At 67.2% G+C, this 22481-nt stretch carries 24 protein-coding genes; 5 read left to right on the top strand and 19 right to left on the bottom strand.

All coding sequences use genetic code 11. From position 1 onward, the window contains the following. The first annotated feature begins 67 nt into the window (after window positions 1-67). The 4 genes from RAH32_RS08755 (at window position 68) to RAH32_RS08740 (ending at window position 3002) form a co-directional block, all read left to right on the top strand. Window positions 68-877, top strand: coding sequence for an SUMF1/EgtB/PvdO family nonheme iron enzyme (locus RAH32_RS08755; RefSeq protein WP_306607183.1), 810 nt, complete (start codon window positions 68-70; stop codon window positions 875-877). Between the two features lie 59 nt (window positions 878-936). Next, window positions 937-1647, top strand: coding sequence for a Crp/Fnr family transcriptional regulator (locus tag RAH32_RS08750; RefSeq protein ID WP_306607181.1), 711 nt, complete (start codon window positions 937-939; stop codon window positions 1645-1647). A 101-nt stretch (window positions 1648-1748) separates the two neighbouring features. Beyond that, window positions 1749-2186 (top strand): pseudoazurin, encoded by a 438-nt coding sequence (locus RAH32_RS08745; RefSeq protein ID WP_306607179.1) that lies wholly within the window; start codon window positions 1749-1751, stop codon window positions 2184-2186. 99 nt (window positions 2187-2285) lie between these two features. Continuing rightward, window positions 2286-3002 carry a Crp/Fnr family transcriptional regulator gene (locus RAH32_RS08740; protein WP_306607176.1) on the top strand — a complete coding sequence of 239 codons (717 nt, stop codon included), beginning with the start codon at window positions 2286-2288 and terminating at the stop codon, window positions 3000-3002. Here RAH32_RS08740 and RAH32_RS08735 read toward each other — a convergent pair. From RAH32_RS08735 to RAH32_RS08710, 6 genes are read right to left on the bottom strand one after another with little or no spacing between them, the layout of a single operon-like run. Next, window positions 2995-3237 (bottom strand): cytochrome C oxidase subunit IV family protein, encoded by a 243-nt coding sequence (locus tag RAH32_RS08735; protein ID WP_306607173.1) that lies wholly within the window; start codon window positions 3235-3237, stop codon window positions 2995-2997. The two genes, RAH32_RS08740 and RAH32_RS08735, sit on opposite strands and share 8 nt — an antisense overlap. Window positions 3238-3244: 7 nt before the next feature. Next, window positions 3245-3781, bottom strand: a complete 537-nt coding sequence (locus tag RAH32_RS08730) for a cytochrome c oxidase subunit 3 (protein ID WP_306607171.1) — start codon at window positions 3779-3781, stop codon at window positions 3245-3247. Further along, window positions 3781-5703, bottom strand: a complete 1923-nt coding sequence (locus tag RAH32_RS08725) for a nitric oxide reductase activation protein NorD (protein WP_306607169.1) — start codon at window positions 5701-5703, stop codon at window positions 3781-3783. The genes RAH32_RS08730 and RAH32_RS08725 overlap by 1 nt, the downstream gene beginning before the upstream one ends. Before the next feature lie 4 nt (window positions 5704-5707). Then, on the bottom strand, window positions 5708-6511 hold the full coding sequence (locus RAH32_RS08720) for a CbbQ/NirQ/NorQ/GpvN family protein (RefSeq protein WP_306607167.1): 804 nt from the start codon (window positions 6509-6511) through the stop codon (window positions 5708-5710). A gap of 5 nt (window positions 6512-6516) precedes the next feature. Beyond that, window positions 6517-7914, bottom strand: a complete 1398-nt coding sequence (locus RAH32_RS08715; protein WP_306607165.1) for a cbb3-type cytochrome c oxidase subunit I — start codon at window positions 7912-7914, stop codon at window positions 6517-6519. Between the two features lie 12 nt (window positions 7915-7926). Next, the gene (locus RAH32_RS08710) at window positions 7927-8379 is read right to left on the bottom strand and encodes a c-type cytochrome (RefSeq protein WP_306607163.1); all 453 of its coding nucleotides are present in this window, start codon (window positions 8377-8379) and stop codon (window positions 7927-7929) included. A 134-nt stretch (window positions 8380-8513) separates the two neighbouring features. Here RAH32_RS08710 and RAH32_RS08705 point away from each other — a divergent pair, with 134 nt between their 5' ends. Next, window positions 8514-8738 (top strand): hypothetical protein, encoded by a 225-nt coding sequence (locus RAH32_RS08705; RefSeq protein ID WP_306607161.1) that lies wholly within the window; start codon window positions 8514-8516, stop codon window positions 8736-8738. A 100-nt stretch (window positions 8739-8838) separates the two neighbouring features. On the opposite strand, the gene RAH32_RS08700 is transcribed toward RAH32_RS08705, so the two are convergent. The 13 genes from RAH32_RS08700 to RAH32_RS08640 form a co-directional block, all read right to left on the bottom strand. After that, window positions 8839-9999, bottom strand: a complete 1161-nt coding sequence (locus tag RAH32_RS08700) for an MBL fold metallo-hydrolase (RefSeq protein ID WP_306607159.1) — start codon at window positions 9997-9999, stop codon at window positions 8839-8841. Further along, window positions 9996-10931, bottom strand: a complete 936-nt coding sequence (locus tag RAH32_RS08695; protein ID WP_306607156.1) for a patatin-like phospholipase family protein — start codon at window positions 10929-10931, stop codon at window positions 9996-9998. Before RAH32_RS08695 ends, RAH32_RS08700 begins: the two co-directional genes overlap by 4 nt. Window positions 10932-10934: 3 nt before the next feature. Continuing rightward, the gene (locus RAH32_RS08690) at window positions 10935-11423 is read right to left on the bottom strand and encodes a DUF4142 domain-containing protein (RefSeq protein ID WP_306607154.1); all 489 of its coding nucleotides are present in this window, start codon (window positions 11421-11423) and stop codon (window positions 10935-10937) included. Between the two features lie 79 nt (window positions 11424-11502). Continuing rightward, window positions 11503-12255 (bottom strand): SDR family NAD(P)-dependent oxidoreductase, encoded by a 753-nt coding sequence (locus RAH32_RS08685; RefSeq protein ID WP_306607152.1) that lies wholly within the window; start codon window positions 12253-12255, stop codon window positions 11503-11505. Window positions 12256-12278: 23 nt separating this feature from the next. Next, window positions 12279-13028, bottom strand: a complete 750-nt coding sequence (locus RAH32_RS08680) for a DUF2243 domain-containing protein (protein ID WP_306607150.1) — start codon at window positions 13026-13028, stop codon at window positions 12279-12281. Window positions 13029-13082: 54 nt separating this feature from the next. Further along, window positions 13083-13913 carry a manganese catalase family protein gene (locus tag RAH32_RS08675; protein ID WP_306607148.1) on the bottom strand — a complete coding sequence of 277 codons (831 nt, stop codon included), beginning with the start codon at window positions 13911-13913 and terminating at the stop codon, window positions 13083-13085. 134 nt (window positions 13914-14047) lie between these two features. Further along, on the bottom strand, window positions 14048-14872 hold the full coding sequence (iolB, locus tag RAH32_RS08670; protein ID WP_306607146.1) for a 5-deoxy-glucuronate isomerase: 825 nt from the start codon (window positions 14870-14872) through the stop codon (window positions 14048-14050). 65 nt (window positions 14873-14937) lie between these two features. After that, on the bottom strand, window positions 14938-15849 hold the full coding sequence (gene iolE, locus RAH32_RS08665) for a myo-inosose-2 dehydratase (protein ID WP_306607144.1): 912 nt from the start codon (window positions 15847-15849) through the stop codon (window positions 14938-14940). An 11-nt stretch (window positions 15850-15860) separates the two neighbouring features. Then, complete coding sequence (gene iolD, locus RAH32_RS08660; RefSeq protein WP_306607142.1) at window positions 15861-17699, bottom strand: 3D-(3,5/4)-trihydroxycyclohexane-1,2-dione acylhydrolase (decyclizing); 1839 nt, start codon at window positions 17697-17699, stop codon at window positions 15861-15863. 62 nt (window positions 17700-17761) lie between these two features. After that, window positions 17762-19684, bottom strand: a complete 1923-nt coding sequence (locus RAH32_RS08655) for a bifunctional 5-dehydro-2-deoxygluconokinase/5-dehydro-2-deoxyphosphogluconate aldolase (protein WP_306607140.1) — start codon at window positions 19682-19684, stop codon at window positions 17762-17764. 21 nt (window positions 19685-19705) lie between these two features. Then, window positions 19706-20491, bottom strand: coding sequence for a TIM barrel protein (locus tag RAH32_RS08650; protein ID WP_306607138.1), 786 nt, complete (start codon window positions 20489-20491; stop codon window positions 19706-19708). Between the two features lie 7 nt (window positions 20492-20498). After that, window positions 20499-21509: a Gfo/Idh/MocA family protein gene (locus RAH32_RS08645; RefSeq protein WP_306607135.1), complete on the bottom strand. Its 1011-nt coding sequence runs from the start codon at window positions 21507-21509 to the stop codon at window positions 20499-20501. After that, entirely contained in the window at window positions 21506-22420 is a 915-nt protein-coding gene (locus tag RAH32_RS08640) for a sugar phosphate isomerase/epimerase family protein (protein WP_306607133.1), read from the bottom strand. Before RAH32_RS08640 ends, RAH32_RS08645 begins: the two co-directional genes overlap by 4 nt. Window positions 22421-22481 lie beyond the last annotated feature (61 nt).

Here is a 22481-nt window from a genome sequence, read left to right as displayed (position 1 = left end):
CTTGGCCCACGCCGCCCCTGCATCACCCGCAGGGGCGGTCCACCTTTCCCGAACCGGAGCGAAGGACATGCACGCGACCGCCTTCATGCTGGCCGGGGCCGTTGCCGGCGCGCTTGGCCTGACCCTGTGGCCGCAGGACCGCAAGCTGCCTGATCTTCCCCAAATGGTGCGCCTGGATCCCCAGCCTTTCCAGCACCGCCTGGACGGCGACTGGCGGCAGGCGGGCCGGTCCACCGACGCCCCCGTCCAGATGACGCAGCTTCTCGCCCCGGTCGAGATCATGGAAACCCCCGTCAGCACCGGGCAGTGGCTGGATTGCGTGGCGGCGGGTGCCTGCCTGCCCCCTGGCGGCGCGACCGACCGGCCGGATCTGCCGGTGACGGGGATTAGCTGGCTGGACGCCGTGGCCTATGCGGGATGGCTGTCGGAACGAACCGGCCAGACCTGGCGCCTGCCCTCTGACGCCGAATGGGCCTTTGCCGCGGCCGAGATGTTTCGCGACGACGCGCTTGGCGTGGAAGCCGATCCCGACAACCCTGCCGTCCTGTGGCTGGCAGAATATGCCGCCGACGCGGCGCGCAGCCGCGACCTGGACCGCGAGATCCGCCCGGTGGGCAGCCTGAACGTCAACTCCAAGGGGATCCGCGACCTCGGCGGGGCAGTTTGGGAATGGACCTCGACCTGCCTGCGCCGGGTCGATCTGGACGCGGCGGGCCGGATCCGGCGGCAGGACGAGACCTGCGGCATCTATATCGTCGAAGGACTGCACCGCGCCGCCGTGGCCGATTTCGTGCGCGATCCGAAATCGGGCGGATGTTCCGTGGGCGTGCCCCCCGCCAACCTGGGCTTCCGCCTTGTCCGAGAGGTGGAAGGCTGACCGATTTCCCCGAAAGCTTTGCGTCCCCCGTCGTTTTGCGGCACTAACTGAGGAAACCCATGGTGAAGGCGCAAGACGTGGCAATCGACGTATCCCAGGTGCGCAACCTGCCCCTGTTCCGGCAGATGGAACCGGCGGCCTTGGCGCGGCTGATGGCGCGGGCCACGCCCAGGCGGGTGCCTGCCGGTGGTCTTGTCTTCGAACAGGGCGCGCAGGCGGTGGCGTTCTATCTGCTGCTGCACGGGCGGCTGAAGGTGACGCAGGTCACGCCCGATGGCCAGCAGGTGATGGTCCGGGTCGTCCATCCGGGTGACCTGTTCGGCTTTGCCCGCGCGCTGGCGCGGCCCGATTACCCCGGCACCGCGCGCGCCGCCGTCGAATCCATCGTGGTGGGCTGGCCCATGGCCGACTGGGATGCGGTGGTGGAAAACAACCCGCGCCTGGCCATCAACGCCATGCAGACCATCGGGCAGCGCCTGGACGAGGCCCATACCCGCCTGCGCGAGATGTCCACCCAGGAGGTCGAGCGCCGGGTCGCCCATGCCGTGCTGCGCCTGGCCGAGAAGGCCGGCCGGATCGAGGCGGCCGGCACCCGCATCGACTTTCCCATCACCCGCCAGGACATCGCCGAGATGACGGGCACCACGCTGCACACCGTGTCGCGCCTGCTGTCATCCTGGGAGGCGCAGGGCCTGGTCGAGGGCGGGCGCCAGAAGCTGACCGTCGTCGATGCCGAGGGCCTGGCGCGCATCGCCGATCCCGAGGATTAAACGTCCCGCTCTTTGCGTTATGTCAAAGTGCAGGGGGGACCGGGACGTTAATTCCTGACCAGCGGATTCAACAATCGATCCGCAGACTCAGGAGACAACAGATGAAACGCGCATTCTTCCTCGCCGCCCCCGCCCTTGCCCTTGTTCTGTCCGGCACCGCCTTTGCGGCCGAGCACGAGGTCCACATGCTCAACAAGGGCGAGGCCGGGATGATGGTGTTCGAACCCGCCTATGTGAAGGCCCAGCCGGGCGACGTGATCCGCTTCGTGCCCACTGACAAGAGCCACAACGTCGAGGCCATCAAGGACATCCTTCCCGAAGGCGTCGAGGCCTTCAAAAGCAAGATCAACGAGGAATATGCGCTGACCGTGACCGAGCCGGGCCTTTACGGCGTCAAGTGCACGCCGCATTTCGCGATGGGCATGGTCGGGCTGATCCAGGTGGGCGACGCGCCCGCGAACCTCGACGCCGCCAAGACCGCCAAGATGTCGAAAAAGGCCCGCGAACGCATGGATGCCGAGATCGCGCAGGTCCAGTAAACCTCTTTTCCGAAGGGGCGGCACGTGCCGCTCCATGGCCAGTCCGGGGCGGCGGCTGCCACCGCACCCCGGCTTTCCTTTTCAGGAAGGATCGTCCCGATGAGCCTGAAACTGTCCGCCGCGCACCGCCAGATCGCCTGCCAGGCGCGGCTGTTCGCCACCCTGCCACCGGAACTGCGCGACGGGCTGCTGGATGCCGCCCATATTGTCCGGCTGCGACGCGGGCAGGTGCTGTTCCAGCACGGCGACGACGCCCATGCGATCCATATCGTCGCGGATGGCTGGATGAAGCTTTACCGTATCGCCCCCAACGGGGCCGAGGCCGTCGTGGGCGTGATGACGCGCGGCCAGAGCTTCGGCGAGCCGATCGCCCTGCGCCGCGCCGCCTATCCCGTATCGGCCGAGGCGACGACCGCCTGCGACCTGATCGCCGTGCCCGCCCAGGCGTTCCTCGAGATGCTGCAAACCCGGCCCGAGGCCGCGATTTCGATCCTGTCCGCGACCTTCCTGCACCTGCAGGGCCTGGTCGAGCAGATCGAGCAGCTGAAAGCCCGGTCGGGCGCGCAGCGGGTGGCCGAATTCCTGCTGGAACTCTGCCCCGAGGGGGCGGAAAGCGCGACCGTGGTGCTGCCCTATGACAAGGGGCTGATCGCGGGGCGGCTGGGCATGAAGCCCGAAAGCCTGTCGCGCGCCTTTGCCAAGCTGCGCGAGCTGGGCGTGCGGGTGAACCAGTCGAGCGCCGCCATCGCCTCGGTATCACGGCTGCAGGATCTGGCCCAGGCGGACGCGTTCGGGGCCATCAGCAAGGTCATCTGACCGCAGCCAGTCCCCAGACCAGGGCCAGCCACAGTCCCAGCGGCACCACGAAGGCCGCCAGCCATCCCGGCGCGCGGTCCAGGTGCAGGAACCCGCCCAGGATCGCGCGCGACTTGGCCCAGGCAAGGGCCAGCAGGCCTGCGGCGGCGATACGCCCATCCTGGGTCGCCAGCCCCGTCGTCGCCAGGATCAGGGCGATCAGCACCAGCCAGTTGCGGGTCAGTCGGTCGGTCATCACGCCCTCACATCAGCAGATAGATCGGCGGCAGGATCAGCACCCAGACCAGATCGACCATGTGCCAGAACATCGCCCCGGCCTGCACGGCGTCTGGCCTGGGGCGGAGGGCGACCAGCCCCAACACCGCCACGCCTGCGATCACATGGGCGGCGTGAAACCCTGTCAGCAGGAAATAGAAGGTGAAGAAGGGATGCGTGTCGATGCCTATCCCCGCCGACAGGTCATGCGCGTATTCGACGGCCTTCACCATCAGGAAGATCACCCCGCCAAGCGCGGCCAGCATCAGCCCGCGCCGCGCCCCGCGCCGGTTGCCCGCGCCCGCCGCGCGTTCGGCGCGGGCGGCGAACAGGCCGGACGTGACCAGCACGACCGTGTTCAGCGCGGCCATCCGCCCGTCCAGCATGGCCTGCGCATCCGCAAACCCTGCCGGATCGGTCAGGCGCATGGCCGACATCGCGGTGACGCCTGCCGCAAAGACCAGGATCTCGGACCCGATCAGGATCCACATGATCAGCTCGCCCGGCAGGTCGTCCAGGTCCATCACATCACCAACTGGCGATAGATCTGGGGCAGGGTGCCGATCAGCCGGTCGGGGTCGCGGATCACGGAAAAGCCGCCCTGGCCGAAGATGCGCGGGAACCAGCTTTGCGCGCCCTTGTCGATGGTGATGCCAAAGACCGAATGACCCGCCCGCCGCGCCTCTCGCACGGCCATGGCGCTGTCCTCGATGCCGTGGCGGCCTTCGTAGTGGTCAAGGTCGTTGGGCTTGCCGTCGGTAATGACGATCATCAGCCGCCGCGACCGGCCTTCCTTGGCAAGACCGGCCGAGGCATGGCGGATCGCCGCGCCCAGCCGGGTATAGAAGCCTGGGCGCAGCGCGTGGATGCGCGCCTCGATCCCGCGGTTCATGGGTTCGTCGAAGGACTTGCAGTCGTGGATCCAGACCCGGTCGCGCTTCAGCGACGAAAAGCCCTGGATGGCGAAGCGGTCGCCGCAGGCCTCCAGGCCCCAGGCAAGGGCAGTCAGCGCCTCGCGCTCGATGTCGATGACGGGACGGCCGGTCACGGCGCTTTCGGTGGACCGCGACACGTCCAGCAGGATCGACACCGCCAGATCGCGGTTTTCCGGCCGGGCCTGGCGCCAGATGCGGTCGCTGCCGCGACCTGAGGCGCGCAGGTCGGTGACGGATCGCAGCGTTGCATCCAGGTCCAGGTCGTCGCCGTCTGGCTGGGCATGGCGGATCAGCCGGGCAGGGCGCAGGGCCTGGAACTGGCGGCGCACGGCGTCGATGCGGCGGCGGGCGGCGGGGTCGGTGATGCCCGCGTAATCAGGCGCGGGTTCGACCGGCGCGGCCAGCACACGGCAATGGTCGGGCATCCAGACGCCGCCCCGCGCGTCCCATTCGGGATAGGTGTGCTTGCCCGCGACCCGTTCGCGGTCCACATCCTCGGGCGCGAGATCCAGGTGCAGCTTCAGCTTGGTCGCCGGCGCCTTGCTGATCTGGCCCAGCACGATTTCCTCGTGATCGTCGGCGGCCTTCTTGGCGTTGTCCAGGTCGTCGTCTTCCACCCGGCGGTTGATGTTCAGCATCTCGGCCCAGGTCAGCATCGCCTCGAACTTGTAAAGGATCAGGCTGTCCTTGCGTTCGGCCTGGTCGGCCTTGATTCGCCGCGTCTTGCGGGCGGTGCCGTCGCCGGATTCCTCGGGCGTGCCGTCGGTCGGCAGGGTCGCGACATCGGAGGCGATGCCGCTGGTCAACCCGCGCAGGTCGGGCCACATGGGCACCGGCAGCATCGGCCGGTATCCGCGCGGGGCGCGCCAGTGGACGGGGGGCCTGTTCAGACCCGCCAGCAGCCCGGCATGAACCCGAACCGGATCGCCCAGCATGTGTCGGATCAGCGATTCGAGGCCTGCCTCGGCCCCCGACAGGTTCGGGCGGATCCGGTCGGCCAGATGGGCCTTGCAAAGCCGCGTCCAGACGGCGCGCAGGCCGGGGGCGGATTGCAGCGTCGCCTGCGTCATCGCCTGGCCTGCCCGGATCGCGGCCAGGTCGGCCAGGAAGGGATCGGCAAGCGGCGCATGGTCGGGCGCATGGGCCGAGGCGGCGGCAAGCCACAGGAACAGCGCCTCGTTGTCGCTGCGGTCGGGAAAGACCGCCAGTTCCACGGGCAGGCGCAGCGACCCGCCGTCGAAGCTGGCGCGGGCCAGGTGTTCGGTCTCGAATGCCAGCTTGCGGCGCAGGGAAATGCGGTGCCGGCTGGCCTGGTCGGCCACCGGCTTCAGTTCCACATCGGCCGCCCCGCCAAGCCCGCGGAACAGCACGGCGATGCGGCCGCGCATGTCATCGAAGCGCACGGCCGCATCGGGATAGCGGCGCGGCGGGTCCATGCGCGAGGCCAGGAAGTGCCAGATCTTGCCGACGCTTTCCTCAGGTTCCCAGGGGGCGATCTCGATATGGCCCATGGCGTCAGCCCATCACCGCAACGACCAGATCCGTCAATCCGGCGCGGATCTCGGCATCGTCGGTCAGGGGCTCGATCATCGCGGCCCGGATGGCGCGGTCCATCGACATGCCGCCCGCGATCAGGGTGGCGGCATAGACCACCAGGCGGGTGGACACCCCTTCCTCCAGATCCTGGCCCTTCAGCCCGCGCAGCTTGTTCGCCAGACGCACCAGCAGGGACACGCGGTCGCTGTCCAGCCCGCTTTCGCGCACCACAACAGGGATTTCGTGTTCGGGTCGGGGAAAGGTGAATTCGACCGACAGGAACCGCTGTCGGGTGGACGGCTTCAGCGTCTTCATGATGTTCTGGTAGCCCGGGTTATAGGACGCCACCAGCATGAAGCCGGGGGCGGCCTGCAACTCCTCGCCCGTGCGGTCGATGGGCAGGATGCGGCGGTCGTCGGTCAGGGGGTGCAGGACCACGGCCACGTCCTTGCGGGCCTCGACCACCTCGTCCAGATAGCAGATCGCGCCTTCGCGGACCGCGCGGGTCAGGGGGCCGTCGACCCAGACCGTCTCGCCGCCCTTCAGCAGGTATCGCCCGATCAGGTCGGCCGCCGACAGGTCGTCATGGCAGGCGACCGTGTAAAGCGGCCGTCCCAAACGCACCGCCATATGGGCCACGAAGCGGGTCTTGCCGCAGCCGGTCGGGCCTTTCAGCAGCAGGGGCAGGTTCTTGGCATGGGCCGCGGCGAAGATGTCGCATTCGTCCGCTTGGGGCAGGTAGAAGGGGGCATCAAGCCCCCCGATGTTGAAGGTTCCGTCCATCGTCGTCACTCCGCAGCGATGTAGTCGGGGTTGTTGGCAAGGCGCTCACGCTCCAGCGGGCCGGGGCGGACCACTTCGCGGCGCGGGAAGGACAGGGCATAGATGAACAGGATCGCACCCAGCACCACGGCGACGCCCGACCCGAAGCGCATCCAGTAGAACAGCGCCATCTGGTCCTGCACCTCCATGTAGCCCATGCCCAGCACGCGCTGCAGATGGGTCTGCACCGTGCCTGCGAAGGTCAGCGCGAAGGTCATGAACAGCATCCCGCCCGACATCAGCCAGAACGACGTCATGTTCAGCACCTGGTTATAGGGGTCGCGCTTGCGCAGGATCGGCATGGCATAGCTGAACAGCGCCAGGTTGAGGCAGACATAGGCGCCATAGAAGGCCAGGTGCCCGTGGGCGGCGGTGACCTGCGTGCCGTGGGTGTAATAGTTCACCCCGTGCAGCGTGTGCAGGAAGCCCCAGATCCCCGCGCCGAAGAAGGCCAGCACGGCGCAGCCCAGCGACCACAGCAGGGCTGCCTTGTTCGGGTGGTCGCGCCGGCCCTTCCAGACCATCACGAAGGCGAATGCCATCATCGCGAAGAACGGCACCACCTCGAAGGAGGAGAAGATCGAGCCGATCCACTGCCAGTAGGCGGGCATCCCGATCCAGAAATAGTGGTGCCCGGTTCCCAGGATGCCCGAGAACATCGCCGTCGCCACGATGACATACAGCCACTTCTCGACCACCTCGCGGTCCACGCCCGTCAGCTTCAGCATCAGGAAGCCCAGGATCGAGGCCATGATCAGTTCCCAGACGCCCTCGACCCACAGGTGGATCACATACCACCAGTACTGCTTGTCCAGGCCCAGGTTCGCTGGGTTGTAGAAGGCGAACAGGAACAGCAGCGCCAGACCCCAAAGCCCGATCAGAAGGATCGTGCTGATCGTGGTCTTGCGGCCCTTCAGCACCGTCATCGAGACGTTATACAGGAAGATCAGCGCGGCCACGACGATGCCGGCCTTGACCCAGGTGGGCTGTTCCAGGAACTCGCGCCCTTGGGTGCCGACGAAGTAGTTGCCCTGCCACGGGTTGAACAGATAGGTGGCGACCGCCCCGGCCGTGCCCACCACCAGGATGAACAGCTGCAGATAGGCCAGGAAGGGGGAATGGATTTCCCGCTCGGCTTCCTCGGGGATCAGGAAATAGGCGGCGCCGAAGAACCCGCACAGCAGCCAGACGACCAAGGCGTTGGTGTGGACCATCCGGCCCACGCTGAAGGGCAGGATTTCGGACAGGAAGTTCGGCTGGACATAGATATAGCCGATGATCAGCCCCATCGTCACCTGTGTGGCGAACAAGGCCAGGGCCACGGCGATATAGGCCAGGGCGATTTTTTGTGATTGATATTTCATGGTGTTTTCCAATCAACCGGCGTCGTTGGGGGGCCAGTCCTGGGTGCGGATCTTGTTGGTCCACAGCAGGAAGTCGGTGACTTCGCGGATTTCTTCGTCGGACAGGTTGAACTGCGGCATCTGGCGGCGGCCCTCGATGCCCGAGGGCTGCGCCTCCATCCAGGCCTTCATGACCTCGAAGGCGGCTTCGGGGTCGTCCTGGACGCCCCAGCGGGTCATGACGTTGCCCAGTTCGGGCGCGAAATAGGCGCCTTCGCCCAGGATCGAGTGGCAGTTGACGCAGGCGTGCTTTTCCCAGACGTGCTTGCCGCCCGCCACGCTGGCGGTCAGCGGCGCGTCATTCGTGGACACGTTCACGATATACCAGTGGCTGTGCACCGACAGGCCGATGAAGATGAGGATAAAGAACAGCGACCCGCCGTAAAAGATGTTCCGGGCCATGCTCTTTGTCAGGACTTCGCGCATGGCGAGGGTCTCCCGATACAGTTGCAATTGGGGGCACCATCGTCGTTCGGGCAGGGGCGATCCTTGTCCGAAGTCAAAGAAGGCCTATTAAATTCGTGCAGAATGCAGGGATGGGACAGAAAAGGGAAAAGGTCATGAACGATCGCTGGCCGGTCTGGAAACTGGCGCTGATGCTCTATGTCTTTGCGGCGGGGGCGGTGGCGATCAACCTGTTCATGCTGGGGCTGCTGGGCCAGGCCATCGGCCTGCCCGCGCTGTCCCCCGAAATGACGGTCCTGGTGTCGATCCCCCTGGGCATTCCCGCCGCCTGGGCATCCGGGCTGTGGGCGCGGCATCTGATGGACCAGGCCGCGTCCTGAGCCGGCGGTTCCAACCGGCGGATCTTGCGCGGATAGCGGTCGGCATCATCCGGCCGTCATGAAGCGCCAGCTGCTGGTGGGGCATCGGCCCCCTCTCATGTCAGGGCCGATCGGGCGACTGGTGCAGATAACGGCTGTGGGCGGGCAGCCCGCGGCTGTCGAAATCCTGGGCCAGCCGGTCAAGCGCGGCCAGGAAATCCGGTCCTGCCACGGCAGGGCCGTGACCGGGGATCATCCGTTCGGGACGCAGCGCCGCAAGCCTGCGCAGAGACTTTCCGGCGGCGTCCCAGTCAGGCGTGAAATAGGCGGGCGGACCTTGCAGATGCGGGATCTGCAACATCGCGCTGCCGAGCGATTCCTGGCGCGTGGCGCTGATCGCGTCACCTGCGATCAGGTCGCCCCTGGCCGCGTTCCAGAAGGACACGTGCCCCGGCGCATGGCCGGGCGTATGGATCCATTGCCAGCCTTCCAGTCCGGGGATCGTGCCGTCGCGGGGCAGGTCCTGCAGCCGGTCCGACACATCGATGGGTCCGCGCGGGAACAGCGGGGACAGTTCTGCCATGGAACCGCCGCCGACCTCGGGGGCAGGGGGCGGATAGGACTGTGTGCCGTCCAGATAGGGCCGTTCGGAAGGATGAGCCAGGATCGGCGCGTCCCAGTCGCGGGCCAGTTCGGCCAAGGCGCCGACATGATCGAAATGACCGTGGGTCAGCAGGATCGCGGCAGGCCGGGCGTCGCCGAACCGCTGCCGCGCCGCCGCACGGATGGCAGGGCCGGCCCCGGCCAGACCCGCATCGACCAGGAACCAGCCCCGGTCCCCGGCTTCCGGCCTGCCGATGAAGGCCACGTTGACGATGCCGCAGCGCAGTCGGAGCAAGTCCGGGCCAAGCTCGTCCCCTGCCACCGCCGCCGCGGAAAGCGGCACCCCGCGCGGTCCCGGCGGCTGGGTCAGGGCGGCGGCGGCCAGGGAAAAGGCGCCGTAACCCGTCAGAAAGGCGCGCGGTCCCGGCGCGCGTTCGCCGAGGCCCGCCGCCAGGCAGGCCGCCCCCTGCGCCGCGTCCAGCATCCGATGCTGGTCCAGGCCGATCCCGCCGCCCGGGCCGTCGCGATACCGGGTGGCCAGCGAATAGGCCGCGACCCCCAGCCCGGCCAGGGCCAACGGGCGCCTCAGGCGGCTTGGCCATCCCAATGCGCGAGGCACCAGCAGCAGCGCGGCGGCGGACGCGGCGTCAAGCCGGGCGTGAAGACGGATCGGGATCATGGGACAGATTCTCCAGGGGGGGCGGGGGCCGCGGGCAAAGCGGCGCAAAGACCGACAAGCGCCCGAGCCGTCAGGGCCGCGCCCAGTTCGACCCGGCGCGCCAGGTTTGACCTGCCGAAATCAAAGGCCTTGCCCACGAAGACATCATCGGGGTCGGTCAGCACGATGTGATGGAAGTCGCGGCCCTTCAGGTCGGCGCCCTGGATGATGCGGGCCGATTGGCCGGCAAAGAACAGTTCCTGCGCGCGGGTGCCGATGCCGTCCATGGTTTCCAGCATCGTTCCCTGCTGCGTGAACAGGTCAAGCGCGATGATCGCCGCATCGCCCGGCCGGTCCAGCAGCGGGCGCAGGGGCAGGTTCTCGCACAGGCCGGGATCCAGGAAGGCGCGGCCGTCGATGTGGACGGGCCGGAACAGGACGGGCAGGGCGGTGCTGGCCATCAGGTGCTCCACCGTCAGGGTCGTGCCGCGGTTGCGGAAGTCCACGACCTCGCCGGTTTCGGCATCCAGGGCGGTGATCGTGACCTCGATGTCAGAATCGTTCAGACGGTCGAAGTCGATGCTGCGTTCCAGAAGCCGCCGCATCGGCCCGCGCCGGAATTGAGAGCGGTCGGCGGGCATTCCCGGCACGATCTCCCACAGGCCGGGCCAGGACGGCACGAACAGCGGCGGATGGCCGCGCAGCAGCATGGCGGTAATGGAAGCCCGGCGTCCGCTGACCGAACGATGCTGCGCGACCTTGTCCAGAAAGGCGTGCAGCGCCTCGGTCCGCCGGTCGGGCGGATTGCCTGCGATCAGCGCAGCCACAACCGCCCCGATCGAGGCGCCCGACATGCGCGTGACGCGCAGGCCGGACCTCTCGACCGCTTGCCAGGCACCGACATGGAACGCGCCAAGCGCGTTCCCGCCGGCAAGGCAAAGCCAGGCCTCCATGCGTCAGCCCATCCGGTTGCTGATCGCCCGCAGCATGGACATGTGGGAATCGATGGCCGGAACGCCGACGATGGACGCGCCGCGCGCCATCGGATTTTCGCCGTTCTCGGCATAGGCCGCGTGCAGCGCCCGCAACTGTTCATGGCCCTGCATCTGCGCCGTCAGATATTGCCGGTCGAATTCCGCGCCTGCCTCCATGGCGTTCATCTGTTCCAGCATCGTCGCGTGCTCCGGCGCGACCTGATCGGACGGGGCGGCGCCGAATGCACGGGCCACGGCCTCCTGCTCGGCGACTTCCAGCGCGGCAAAGGCCTTGACGGCGGGATCGGTCGCCTTCTCGGCGGCAAGCCGGCTGCTGAGCAACGAGAAATTACCTCCCAGCAGGATTTCCTGCATGCGTGCGTCGGGGGCGGCGGCCTGGGCAAAGGCCATCCGGGCGACCGGCATGACGGCGGCTGCGGCGCCTGCGGCGAAAAGGGTTCTGCGCTTCATCCTGGTTCTCCTGTCGGTGGAAGGTGGTCCGGGGTGCCGGACCGGTGGTTTGCCCGGCCTGTCGCGGCCGCGCAGGGGATCATTCGCCCTTGGGCTTGGCCATCTGCCGGTGCATCTTGGCCACCACGCCCGCGGGCAGGATTTCGGCTGCCGTGGCCTGGACCTTGTTCTTCAACCCCGGCGTCATCTGCGTCCGGCCCGCAAGCATCGCGTCATAGCCCGCGCGGGCGACCATGGCAGGGTCGTCCTTCTTCATCTGGCCCAGGTTCGTGTCCAGAAGCCCCGCGCGTTCGAAGAACGCGGTATCGGTGATTCCCGGCATCAGGCAGGTCACGGTCACGCCCGTGTCCTTCAGTTCCTCGTTCCAGCCCAGGGCGAAATTGTTGAGGAATGCCTTCGAGGCGTTGTAGATCGCCTGGAATGTCCCGGGCATGAAGCCCGCGATGGACCCGGTGATCAGGATACGGCCTTGGCCCCTGTCGCGCATGCGCCGTCCCAGGGGATGCGCCAGCCGCAGCACACCCAGCACATTCGTCATCACCACATGGTCGATCCGGTCGGGATCCTGGTCCAGGAAGGCGTTGCCCATCCCCGTGCCCGCATTCAGCATCAGAAGATCCACGTCACGCCCCGCCAGCCTGTTCAGAACGGCGACAATGCCTGCGGGCGTGGCCAGGTCGGCCTCGACCGCCTCGCCGCCCAGGGTGGCGGCCGCTTCGTGAATCGCGGGTTCGTTGGCGACCATGATGGCGTGGTGGCCATCGGCGCGGGCGATGCGGGCCAGTTCCAGCCCGATCCCGGTCGAGGCCCCGGTGATGATGGCAAGGCTCATGGTCTTCTCCTGTTCGGGCCGCGTCAGACGCGCGCCCAGTTGAAACATCCGGCGGGCACCCCTGTTCCGCTGACCAGAAGCGCGCCCGACAGGTAAAGCCGCCAAGGGGCGCCGCCTTCCAGCCGCGCAACCGTGACCTGGGACAGGGGGTCGGTCCAGATCACATCGCCTTCCCCGAATCCCGCGCGCGACATGGCGGTGCCCGGATCGACGCCCGGCGCAAAGACGATCGTGGCGAAGGGCTGGTCCGCCGGAGGCAGCGCCGCCCAAGCACCCGCCCCCAGGCTGATGGCCGCCAGAACGGAAACCGTCAGGCCGGGCGGCGGATCCGACCGGCCCTTGGGCCTGCGCGCGATCACCAGGCCCAGCAGGATGGGCAGCAGCCCCAGCCCCAGGAACCACCCTAGATCCCAGGCCAGCGGATAGGCGCTGTCCAGCCGGATCCGGTGGATGCCCAGCAGCCAGTGCGACAGGATCCCGTCCAGCACATGCCAGGCACCGAAACCCATCAGCAGCGTCCCCAGCGTGCCATTCATCCCCGCAGCAGCACCCCGCGCCCGCCACAGCTCGATCAGGGCCAGGGCAGCCAGCCCATACATCGCGGCATGGAACCAGCCGTCCCACAGGATTTGCAGCCGCAGATCTTCCATTCCCGGCACCAGGCTGAGAAGGTGATGCCATTGTAGGATCTGGTGCAAAAGGATGCCGTCGAAAAATCCGCCGAGCGCGAAGCCCAGCGCGATTGTCCAACGAATCCAGGGCGTTCGGGTCATGGCCGTTCCGTGCCTGTTGAAAGACCCGCCGGCATTGACCGGCGGGCCGCTGGATCACCCGATCTGTTCGGCCTGCGCGCCGCTGCCGGGCCGGGCCATGCCCAGGTCGGGCTTCTGGTCCGAAGGATGCAGCTTGCCCTTGGCAAAGGTGCCCTTGCCGTCGATGGACGGCCCGTCGCCCCAGCGGCCCGGAACCGGCGCGCTGCCATCGGCCTGGAAGCCCAGATAGGCATAGCTGAACTCGGTCTTTTCCTCGGCCTGCGGATGGCTGTTGGGGATCGGGAAGGCGCCGGTCATGCCGCCCAGTTCCTCGAGCGTGGCCAGCCATTGGTTCTGGTGCATGGTGTCACGCGCAATCAGGTATTGCAGCATGTCCTTCATCCCCGCGTCGTCGGTCATGTTGTAAAGTCGCACCGCCAGCGTCCGCCCGGTGGATTCGGCGGCGACATTGGCGGTCATGTCGGCTGCAATGTTGCCGCTGGCATAGATGTGGGACATGTCGAAGGGCACACCGTCGCTGTCCACCGGCATGGCCGACAGGCCCGAGGACAGCAGGTTCTTGAGGTTCATGCCGCCCATGATCGCGCCCACGGCGCGGTCGCTGGCGGCCATCTCCTCTTTCATGGACAGGGGCGCGCCTTCCAGGTTCATGGCAACAGCCGTGGCCAGCATCTCGATATGGCCCAGTTCCTCGGCGGCGGTGTTCATCAGCAGGTCGCGGAACTTGGGATTGCCGCGTGCACCGCAGGCCTGGAAGAAATACTGCATGGCCACGCGAATCTCGCCCTCGACCCCGCCGATGGCCTGCTGAAGGGCGCGGGCGAAGACCGGATTAGGGGAATCGACGCGAACGGGGTATTGCAGCTTGTTGTCGGTGTAAAACATCGGAAAACCTTGGCTGATCGTGGACTGAAGGTCCGCATTCGGACCGCGAATCACACGCCCGCACTGGGCGGACGCCCGACCACCAACAGATCGGCCGTCCAGAGGTTCCCGGTGATTGTGTCGTTAATACTTTATCAACTCGCCTGAGCCTGGCGCGCATCCTTCTCGATGACGCTCATGACCTCGGGGGCCGCCACGAAACGCCAGTTCCGGCGCGGTCCCGCCATCACGTTGAGGTAGTAGAGTTCGAACCCGTGCGGCGCCGCGCAGGGATGGTGGCCACGGGGCACCAGGACCACATCGCCATCACGCACGACCATGCATTCGTCCAGGCTGCCGTCGTCCGTATAGACCCGCTGAACAGCCCAGCCGTCCCTGGGACTCAGACGGTGATAATAGGTTTCCTCAAGATAGGTGATGCGGGGGAAGTCGTCCTCGTCATGGCGATGGCTGGGATAAGATGACCAGTGTCCCGCGGGGGTGAAGACCTCGGTGACCAGCAGGCTGTCGCAGAAGTCCTGATCCTCCATGGCGATGTTGTTGATCCAGCGGGTGTTGGTCCCCTGGCCGCGCTGCGTCAGGGTGATGCCGTCCGGGCCGATGCGGCGCGCCGCGTGCCCACCCCGGCCCGGCGCGGTGCAGACGGCCAGCGTGCAGTCGGTCGTTGCCTGCGCCTGCCAGTCCTGGCCGGGGGGCACGTACAGGCAATGCGGCGGGGTCTTTTCGAAGACATCTATGCGATCGCCCAGAACGCCCCAATCCTGGCCCGCCGCGCTGATTTGGGCCTTGCCCTCGACCAGGACCAGGATCGCCTCCCTGTCGCCGATGGCCTCGGCTGCCGTCTCGCCTTTCCGCAGGCGGTGCAGCGAAAATCCCACATAGCGCCAGCCGGCCGATTGCGGCGTGATGCGATGCACTTCGCCATGGGTGCCGAAGGGTCTGCGAAGAAGGGTGCTCATGACGGGCCTTGTCTTCTGTGTGGAAATATCCTCGGGGGTGTGGGGGCAGACAGCCCCCACCGCGCTCAGGCTGCCGCCGCGCGGTCCAGACCTGCCTCGGCCGCCGCCGCCTTCAGCGACCTCAATCCCAGGGACTGATACTCCAGCGGGTTGCGCTTTTCCGGGTCCTGTTCGGCCTCGATCACCAGCCAGCCGTCATAACCGGCCTCGGCCAGGATGCGCAGCAGCGGCACGAAGTCGATGGCCCCCTCGGGATCGCCCGGCACGGTGAAGGCCCCTGCCAGCACCCCCTGGAGAAAGGACAGGTTCTCGTCGCGGACCCGTCGGGTCACATCCCGGCGGATGTTCTTGGCGTGGAAATGGGCCACGCGCGCGACGTGCTTGCGCAGAACCGCCTGGGGATCGCCGCCGCCGAAGGTGCAGTGGCCCGCATCGAACAGCAGGTGCGTGGCGGGTCCGGTCGCGGCCATGAAGGCGTCGATCTCCTCGGGCGATTCGACCACCGTGCCCATGTGGTGGTGATAGGCCAGCGTAATCCCCTGCGATGCCAGATAGGTCGCGAATTCCTCGATCTTGCGGCCGAAATCGGTCATCTCGGCGGCCGTCAGGCGGGGCCGGTCGTTCACCGCGACGCCGGGATTGCCATGCACGGTGTTGGAACATTCGCAGACGATGCAGACGCGGCAGTCGTTGGCCTTCAGCTTGGCCAGATGCGGCTGGACCGCCGCGATCTCGTCCTCGACCGAGCCCGTCAGCAGGTTGGTCGAATACCAGCCCGAAATGAACTTCAGCCCATAGTGCCCCAGCAGGTCCTTCAGCGCCTGGGGGTCTTCGGGCCAGCGGTGCCCATTCTCGATCCCGTCGAAGCCGATGATGCGGCCTGCCTCGGTCAGGATCTGCTCGGTCGGGATATGGGCGCCGATGGTCTGGTCGTCGTCATTGGCCCAGGCGATGGGGTTGGTGCCATAGCGGATCATGGGTGCTTTCCTCAGTTCACCAGCCGCGCGCGGGCGGCATTTTCCAGATAGGTTCGATAGGCGTCGCGCAGCCTGTCCGTCGCGCCAACGGCCGGGACGGCCACGTCCCACCAGTGGCCCGCCTCGTCTGTCAGGCCGTGAGCGGGGCCATCCTTGGCGGTGGTATCGATGACGATCACCGTGGGGATGTCGCGCCCTCGCGCGGCGGCGATCTGCGCTTCCAGGTCGGCGATGCCGTTGGCCTTGACCGCATGGGCGCCCATGGAGCCCGCATGGGCCACATAGTCGATGCGGGGCTGGTCCTCGACGTTGCAGTCCACATACAGGTTGTTGAACGGAACGCCGCCCGAAACCTGCTGCAGCCGGTTGATGCAGCCATAGCCCCGGTTGTCGGTCAGCACGACCGTGAAGGGAATGCGCCGCATCACGGCCGTGGCCAGTTCGCTGTTGGCCATCATGTAGCTGCCGTCGCCCACGAAGCAGATGACCTCGCGGTCCGGGCAGGCCAGCTTGATGCCCATCGCGCCCGCGATTTCATATCCCATGCAGGAATATCCGTATTCCATGTGGTATCCGCCCTGCGCGGGCTGCCACAAAAGCTTCAACGCGCCGGGCATGGTGCCTGCCGCGCACATGGCGATGGCGTCGGGGGCGGCGCGCTGGACCGCACCGATCACCTGTGCGTCGTTGGGCAGGTCGTTGCCGGGCGCGGGGACCGCGCAATGGGCACCGACGGCGGCCAGCCAGTCGGCGCGTGCGCTGCCGTCGAAGGCGGCGCGATGATCGCCCAGGGCCGCCGTCAGCTTTTCCAAAGCCACGCGCGCGTCAGCTACCAGCGACACTGCCCCATGCTTGGCCGCATCATACGGCTGCACGTTGATCGACACCAGCATCGCGTCCTGCGCGAACATCGTGCGCGAGCCGGTGGTGAAGTCCTGCAACCGCGTGCCGACGCCGATCACCAGATCCGCGCCCCGCAGGACGGCATTGGCGGCAGCCGACCCGTCCACGCCGGATGCGCCGAAGTTCATCGGGTCCGCCTGCGCAAGCGCGGACTTGCCCGCCTGCGTTTCCGCGACCGGGATGCCGTGACGCGCGGCAAAATCCGACAGCGCCGTTTCGGCCCCCGAATAGATCACGCCCCCGCCCGCGACGATGGCAGGGCGTTTCGCGGCGCGGATCAGGCCCGCCACCTCCTCCAGTTCCTGCGCGTCGGGTTCCGGGCGGCGGATGCGCCAGACGCGGGGTTCGAAGAAGGCCTCGGGCCAGTCGTATGCCTCGGCCTGGGTGTCCTGGCAGAAGGCCAGGCAGACCGGGCCGCAATTGGCCGGATCGGTCATCACCCGCAGCGCGCGGGGCAGGGCGGTCAGAAGCTGCTCTGGCCGCTGGATGCGGTCGAAGTATCGCACCACGGGGCGGAAGCAGTCGTTGGCGCTGACGGTGCCATCGTCGAAATCCTCGACCTGCTGCAGCACCGGATCGGGGCGGCGGCTGGCAAAGACATCGCCCGCGATCAGCAGGACCGGCAGGCGGTTCACATGCGCCAGCGCGGCGGCCGTCACCATGTTGGTGGCCCCCGGCCCGATGGAGGAGGTCACCGCATGCGCCCGCCGCCGCTTCTTCGCCTTGGCAAAGGCGATGGCGGCGTGGGCCATGGTCTGCTCGTTCTGGCCCCGCCAGGTCGGGAAGGCCTCGCCGATGCCGTGCAGCGCCTCGCCGATGCCCGCGACGTTGCCATGGCCGAAGATCGCCCAGCAGCCTTCGACGAAGCGTTCGCCATCCTCGGTCATCTGCACCGACAGCCAGCGGACCATGGCCTGCGCGGCCGTCAGCCGGATTGTTCCACTCATCTCAGCACCTCTTGCGTGATCCGCCGGGACAGGCTTTCCGTCCCCTTTGTCCAGATGCCGGTTCATGCCGCCACCTTTGCGGTTGCCCGCGCCTTGTCCCAGATGCCGCAGAGCCGGCTGTATCGCCGGGCCATCTCCTCGACCGCTTCGCCGTCGGTCAGGTCGCCGTCCAGCCAGGCCCGCGCGACCGCGCCAAAGATCGTGCGCCCCACCGCGAAGCCCTTGACCAGCGGGAAGGCCGCTGCCACGGCGAAGCTGCCGGCCAGTTCGGCCTCGGGCGCATCCAGTCCAAGAACCACGATGCCGCGGGTGTTGGGGTCGTTATCCTCGATCGCGCCGATGGCCTTGCGCCAGGCCACCCCTTCGGTCATCGGCTCCAGCTTCCACCAGTCGGGATAGACGCCTGCCGCATAGAATTGCCGGATCAGCGTTGCCGTTGTCTCGTTGTCCACGGGTCCGACCTTGGATGGAATGATCTCCAGGAGGAATTCCAGATCGTTGCGCCGCGCGGCCTGGAACAGGCGCCTGACGGTTTCCTCTTGCGCGGCGCGGATCGCCGGATCGTCCTTGGGATGGCAGAAGCACAGGACCTTGACCACGTTCTCGCGCGCCCAAGCCTCCAGTCCGCCGCAGTCGAGGCCCAGGTCCGGCTCCAGTTCCAGCGGCCGCGATCCCGGCCATTCGGCGGGCCGTCCAATCCAGAGGCCGGTCCCTGACGCGGCGTGCAGCGCGTCGCGCCCGATGCGGTTGTCGCAGAGGATGCCGTATCCCGGCTTGCCGCCCTGGACCTGCAACGCGGCCCGCAGGCACAGTTCCTTGAAGGCGCCGCCCTTTTCGGGTGTGTATCCGGGCATCTGTTCCAGCTGCATCCGGTGGTCGAAGGCAAAGACCCGCATGGTGGACCAGTCGCCGCCGGTGCGGCGGTGCCGGTTGGTGGCCCAGTGGACTTGTTCCAGTTCCGGGTCGTTGCGCAGGTCCGGGCGCACCACCCCGCGCTTGAGGAAGAATTCCAGTTCCGCAAGGCTTGGATAGGCGGGCGTGCAGCCATGACGGCTGACCGCAAGCGCGCCGCAGGCATTGGCGTATTCCAGGGCCTTGGGCCAAGGCTCGCCGTCCAGCCAGCCCTTCATCAGGCCCGAGAAGAAGCCGTCGCCTGCGCCCAGGACGTTGAAGACCTCGATGGGAAAGCCCGGCCCTGCCTCGCCTTCGTCCAGGCTGTCGGGGATGGCGCCGGTAAAGGCCACCGCGCCCGCCGCGCCGCGCTTGCAGACCAGCGTGGCGGGGGTTATCGCCCGCACCGCCCGCAGGGCAGCGATGGTATCGGTTGACCCGCCGGCGATGTGGAACTCCTCCTCGGTCCCCACGATCAGGTCGAACAGGGGCAGCGTCGATTGCAGCCGCGCCGTCACCGCCGCGCTTTCCACGAAGCGGCTTTCGCCCGCGTCGTGACCCGCAAGCCCCCAGAGGTTCGGGCGATAGTCGATGTCCAGCGCGGTGCGCGCGCCATGCTTGCGTGCCAGCCGCAGCGCCTTGAGGACGGCGGCTTCCGTGCGCGGATGCGACAGATGCGTGCCGGTCGCCAGCACCGCGCGGGCGTCCGCGATCAGGGGTTCGTCGATGTCGTCTTCGCACAGCGCCATGTCGGCGCAGTCGCTGCGATAGAAGATCAGCGGGAAGCGTTCCTGGTCGCGAATCCCCAGGATCACCAGGGCGGTCAGCCGCTCGGGGTCCGTCACCACGCCCCGCACGTCCACGCCTTCGCGGACCAGCTGCTCGCGGATGAAGCGGCCCATGTGCTCGTCGCCCACGCGCGTGATCAGCCCCGACCGCAGCCCCAGCCGCGCCGTGCCGCAGGCAATATTCGTGGGGCTGCCGCCGATATACTTGCGGAACGACCCCATGTCCTCCAGCCGCCCGCCGACCTGCGCGCCGTAAAGGTCGATGCTGGAACGGCCGATGGTGATCAGGTCAAGGGATTTGGTCATGGGATCGGTCCTTGTCTGGGGTCAGGCTTGCTCGGAAACAAAGGCCATGCTGGCCTTCACTGCGCCCTTGGGATCGGCGGCCTGATGCACTTCGTCCGCAAAGGGCTCGAAGCTGAAGGGGCCCTCATAGCCCGCCTCCAGCAGCGCCCGGATCTGGGGCAGGTTTCCCAGCCGGTCCCCGCCGTCCACCAGCACCCGATGGGCGTCCAGCATGTCCGCGACCGACACCGCCGGGTCGGTCACGCCCGAGATATGGACGAGGCCGGTCCATTCCGGGAAGAACTCGGTTTCGCCAGCCAGATGGTGGTGGAAGGTGTCGTGCATCAGCTTGTAGGTGCCTTCCCCGCCAGCCGCCTGGATGGCGCGGATAGCCTCGGCCTTGCTTCGCAGGGACGAAATCGGGAAGCCCAGCGGTTCCACCAGCCCGGTCAGGCCGCGCGTGTCGAGGATCGTCTTCATCGCTGTCAGCGCGCCCACCAGTTGGTCGAAATCCACGGGCGTGCCGTCGTTCAGCGGGCACATGACCAGGGCCTTGGCCCCGCAGGCGGCGGCATAATCGGCCATCGCCTCGGCCCGCGCGGGCAAGTCGCCCGTCCAGGTGTTGAAGGGATAAAGCGCGTTGATGGAAAGGATGGTCACACCCGCCTTCTCGGCCTCGGCCTTCACGTCCTCGGGTCGCCAATTGGACAGGACATCGGGCAGGTCGTTGCGGATCTCGACCTCGGTGACGCCAAGGTCGCGGGCCGCAGTGAAGAAGTCGGGCAGCGACAGCTTGGGCGCGGCGATGTGGTTCAGGGCAAAGCGCATGGCGTCCTCAGGCATAAAGGGCGGGGCGGTCGGGATAGGTGATGGCGATCATCTCGCCTTCGGCGTCCTGCGCCTGGACGCAGGCGTCCGAGGTGACTGCGGCCATGTAGCCGTCCCAGGAGGTCGGACCGGAGGCGGTGCCCTGGGCGGCGGCCTTCAGGAAGTCCTGCAGTTCCACGTCGTAGGAGGCGACGAAGCGGTCCTTCCAGTCGGTCAGGATCGGGTTGCCGCGCGTGGCCGCCAGCCGGGTCTGGATCGCCATCGGTTCGGGCAGGCGCGCCACGCCATCCTCGCCCACGACCTCGCACTGGATGTCATAGCCGTAGTGGCAGTTCACGAAGATCTCGGTGTCGATCACCGTGCCCTTGGCCGTCACCAGCGTCACGATCTGCGGGTCGCGTAGCTTGGCATGGCTGCGGGCCGCCGAACGGGGGAAGGTCACGCGGGCGGACACATAGTCGTCGTCCAGCAGCCAGCGGAACACGTCGATCTCGTGGATCAGCGTGTCGTGGATCGCCATGGGGGTGGTATAGGCTTCCGGGACAGTCGGGTTGCGATGCGCGGCATGGACCATGATCGGCGCGCCGATCTGTCCGTCCACCACCTTCTTCAGCGCGACATAACCTTCATCATAGCGGCGCATGAAGCCGACCTGGACCAGACGCTTGCCGTGGGCCACCTCGGCATCGACGATGCGCTTGGCGCCTTCGGCGGTCGTGGCCAGCGGCTTTTCGCAGAAGCAGGGTTTTCCGGCGGCAATGGCGGCCAGCACGTATTGTTCATGCGTGGCACCCCAGGAGGTGACCAGCACGGCATCGACCTGATCCGAGGCAATCAATTCCTCGCCGGTTGCAAAGACCGTGGCATCGGGGGCGATGTCGGCCTTGACCGCTTCGGCGGAGGCGCGGTTCACGTCGGACAGCGCGGTGATGGTGCCGCCCGACAGCACCTGGTTGATGCGGCGGGCATGGTCGCGGCCGATGGCTCCGGTGCCGATGACACCAATTCTGACGGTCATTCCTTGGAACCTTTCTTCCAATACTGGTCGATGTATTTCTGCATCTCGGCGCGCATGAAGCGCCCGGACTGGTCGGCCTTGTCTTCCCAGGCGAAGACGCAGGCGGTCATGATGCCGTCGAAGCCGATTTCCGCCAGCGTGCCGAAGAACTCGTCCCAGGGCACCTCGCCCTGGCCGATGTTGAGGTGCTGGTGGACGCGCGCCTGCGTGCCCGGCGGGTTCAGGATATAGCGCAACCCGCTTGAGGCCTTGTGGTTGAAGGTGTCGCCCACATGGACATGGGCCAGCACATCGGCGGCCTCGCGCAGCATGGCCGTCGTGTCGTCGCCGAAATAGAAGGTGTGCGGCGCGCAATAAAGGAAGCGCACGTTCTTCGAGTTCACCGTGCGGATGATGTCCAGCGCGGGCTGGATCGTTTCGCACCAGTCCTCGGGGTGCGGCTCGATATGCAGGTTGATCCCCTCGCGCTCGAAGATCGGGACCAGTTCCTCCATGCTGCGCCACCAGGCGTCCTCGCAGGCCTCGATCATGCTGCCGGTGTGGCAGCAATAGCAGGACCCCTTGTCGGGATGGGGACCGCGGCCGAATTCGCTGTTCATGGTGTCCACGCCCAGTTCGACGGCGATCTCGATGGCACGTTTCCAGTGCTTTACCGCGGCCCGGCGTTCCGTTTCGTCATTGGAAGCCCAGCGATACATCGGCAGCAGGCTGGCGATGCCCACGTCTGCGTCCTTCAGCGCCTTTTTCAGCGAGGCGATCCGGTCGGGGAACACGCGCGGGGCCTTGAACCATTCCAGGAAATCGCCGCGCGGCGACAGTTCGATCCAGTCATAGCCAAGCTCCTTGACCTTGGCGGGGATCGCCTCGAGCGGCAGATGGCGGTGCATGAAGGGGTCGATGGCAATGCGCATGGGGTGGTCCTGTCGTATTTGAAAAGCCGGGCAGGGCGGGGAGGAGGAGACGCCCCGCCCG

This window comes from Paracoccus yibinensis (genome assembly GCF_030846195.1).
Taxonomy (GTDB): domain Bacteria; phylum Pseudomonadota; class Alphaproteobacteria; order Rhodobacterales; family Rhodobacteraceae; genus Paracoccus; species Paracoccus yibinensis.
Note: the sequence above shows the minus strand (reverse complement) of the source record. Positions and strands in the feature narration are given on the sequence as shown.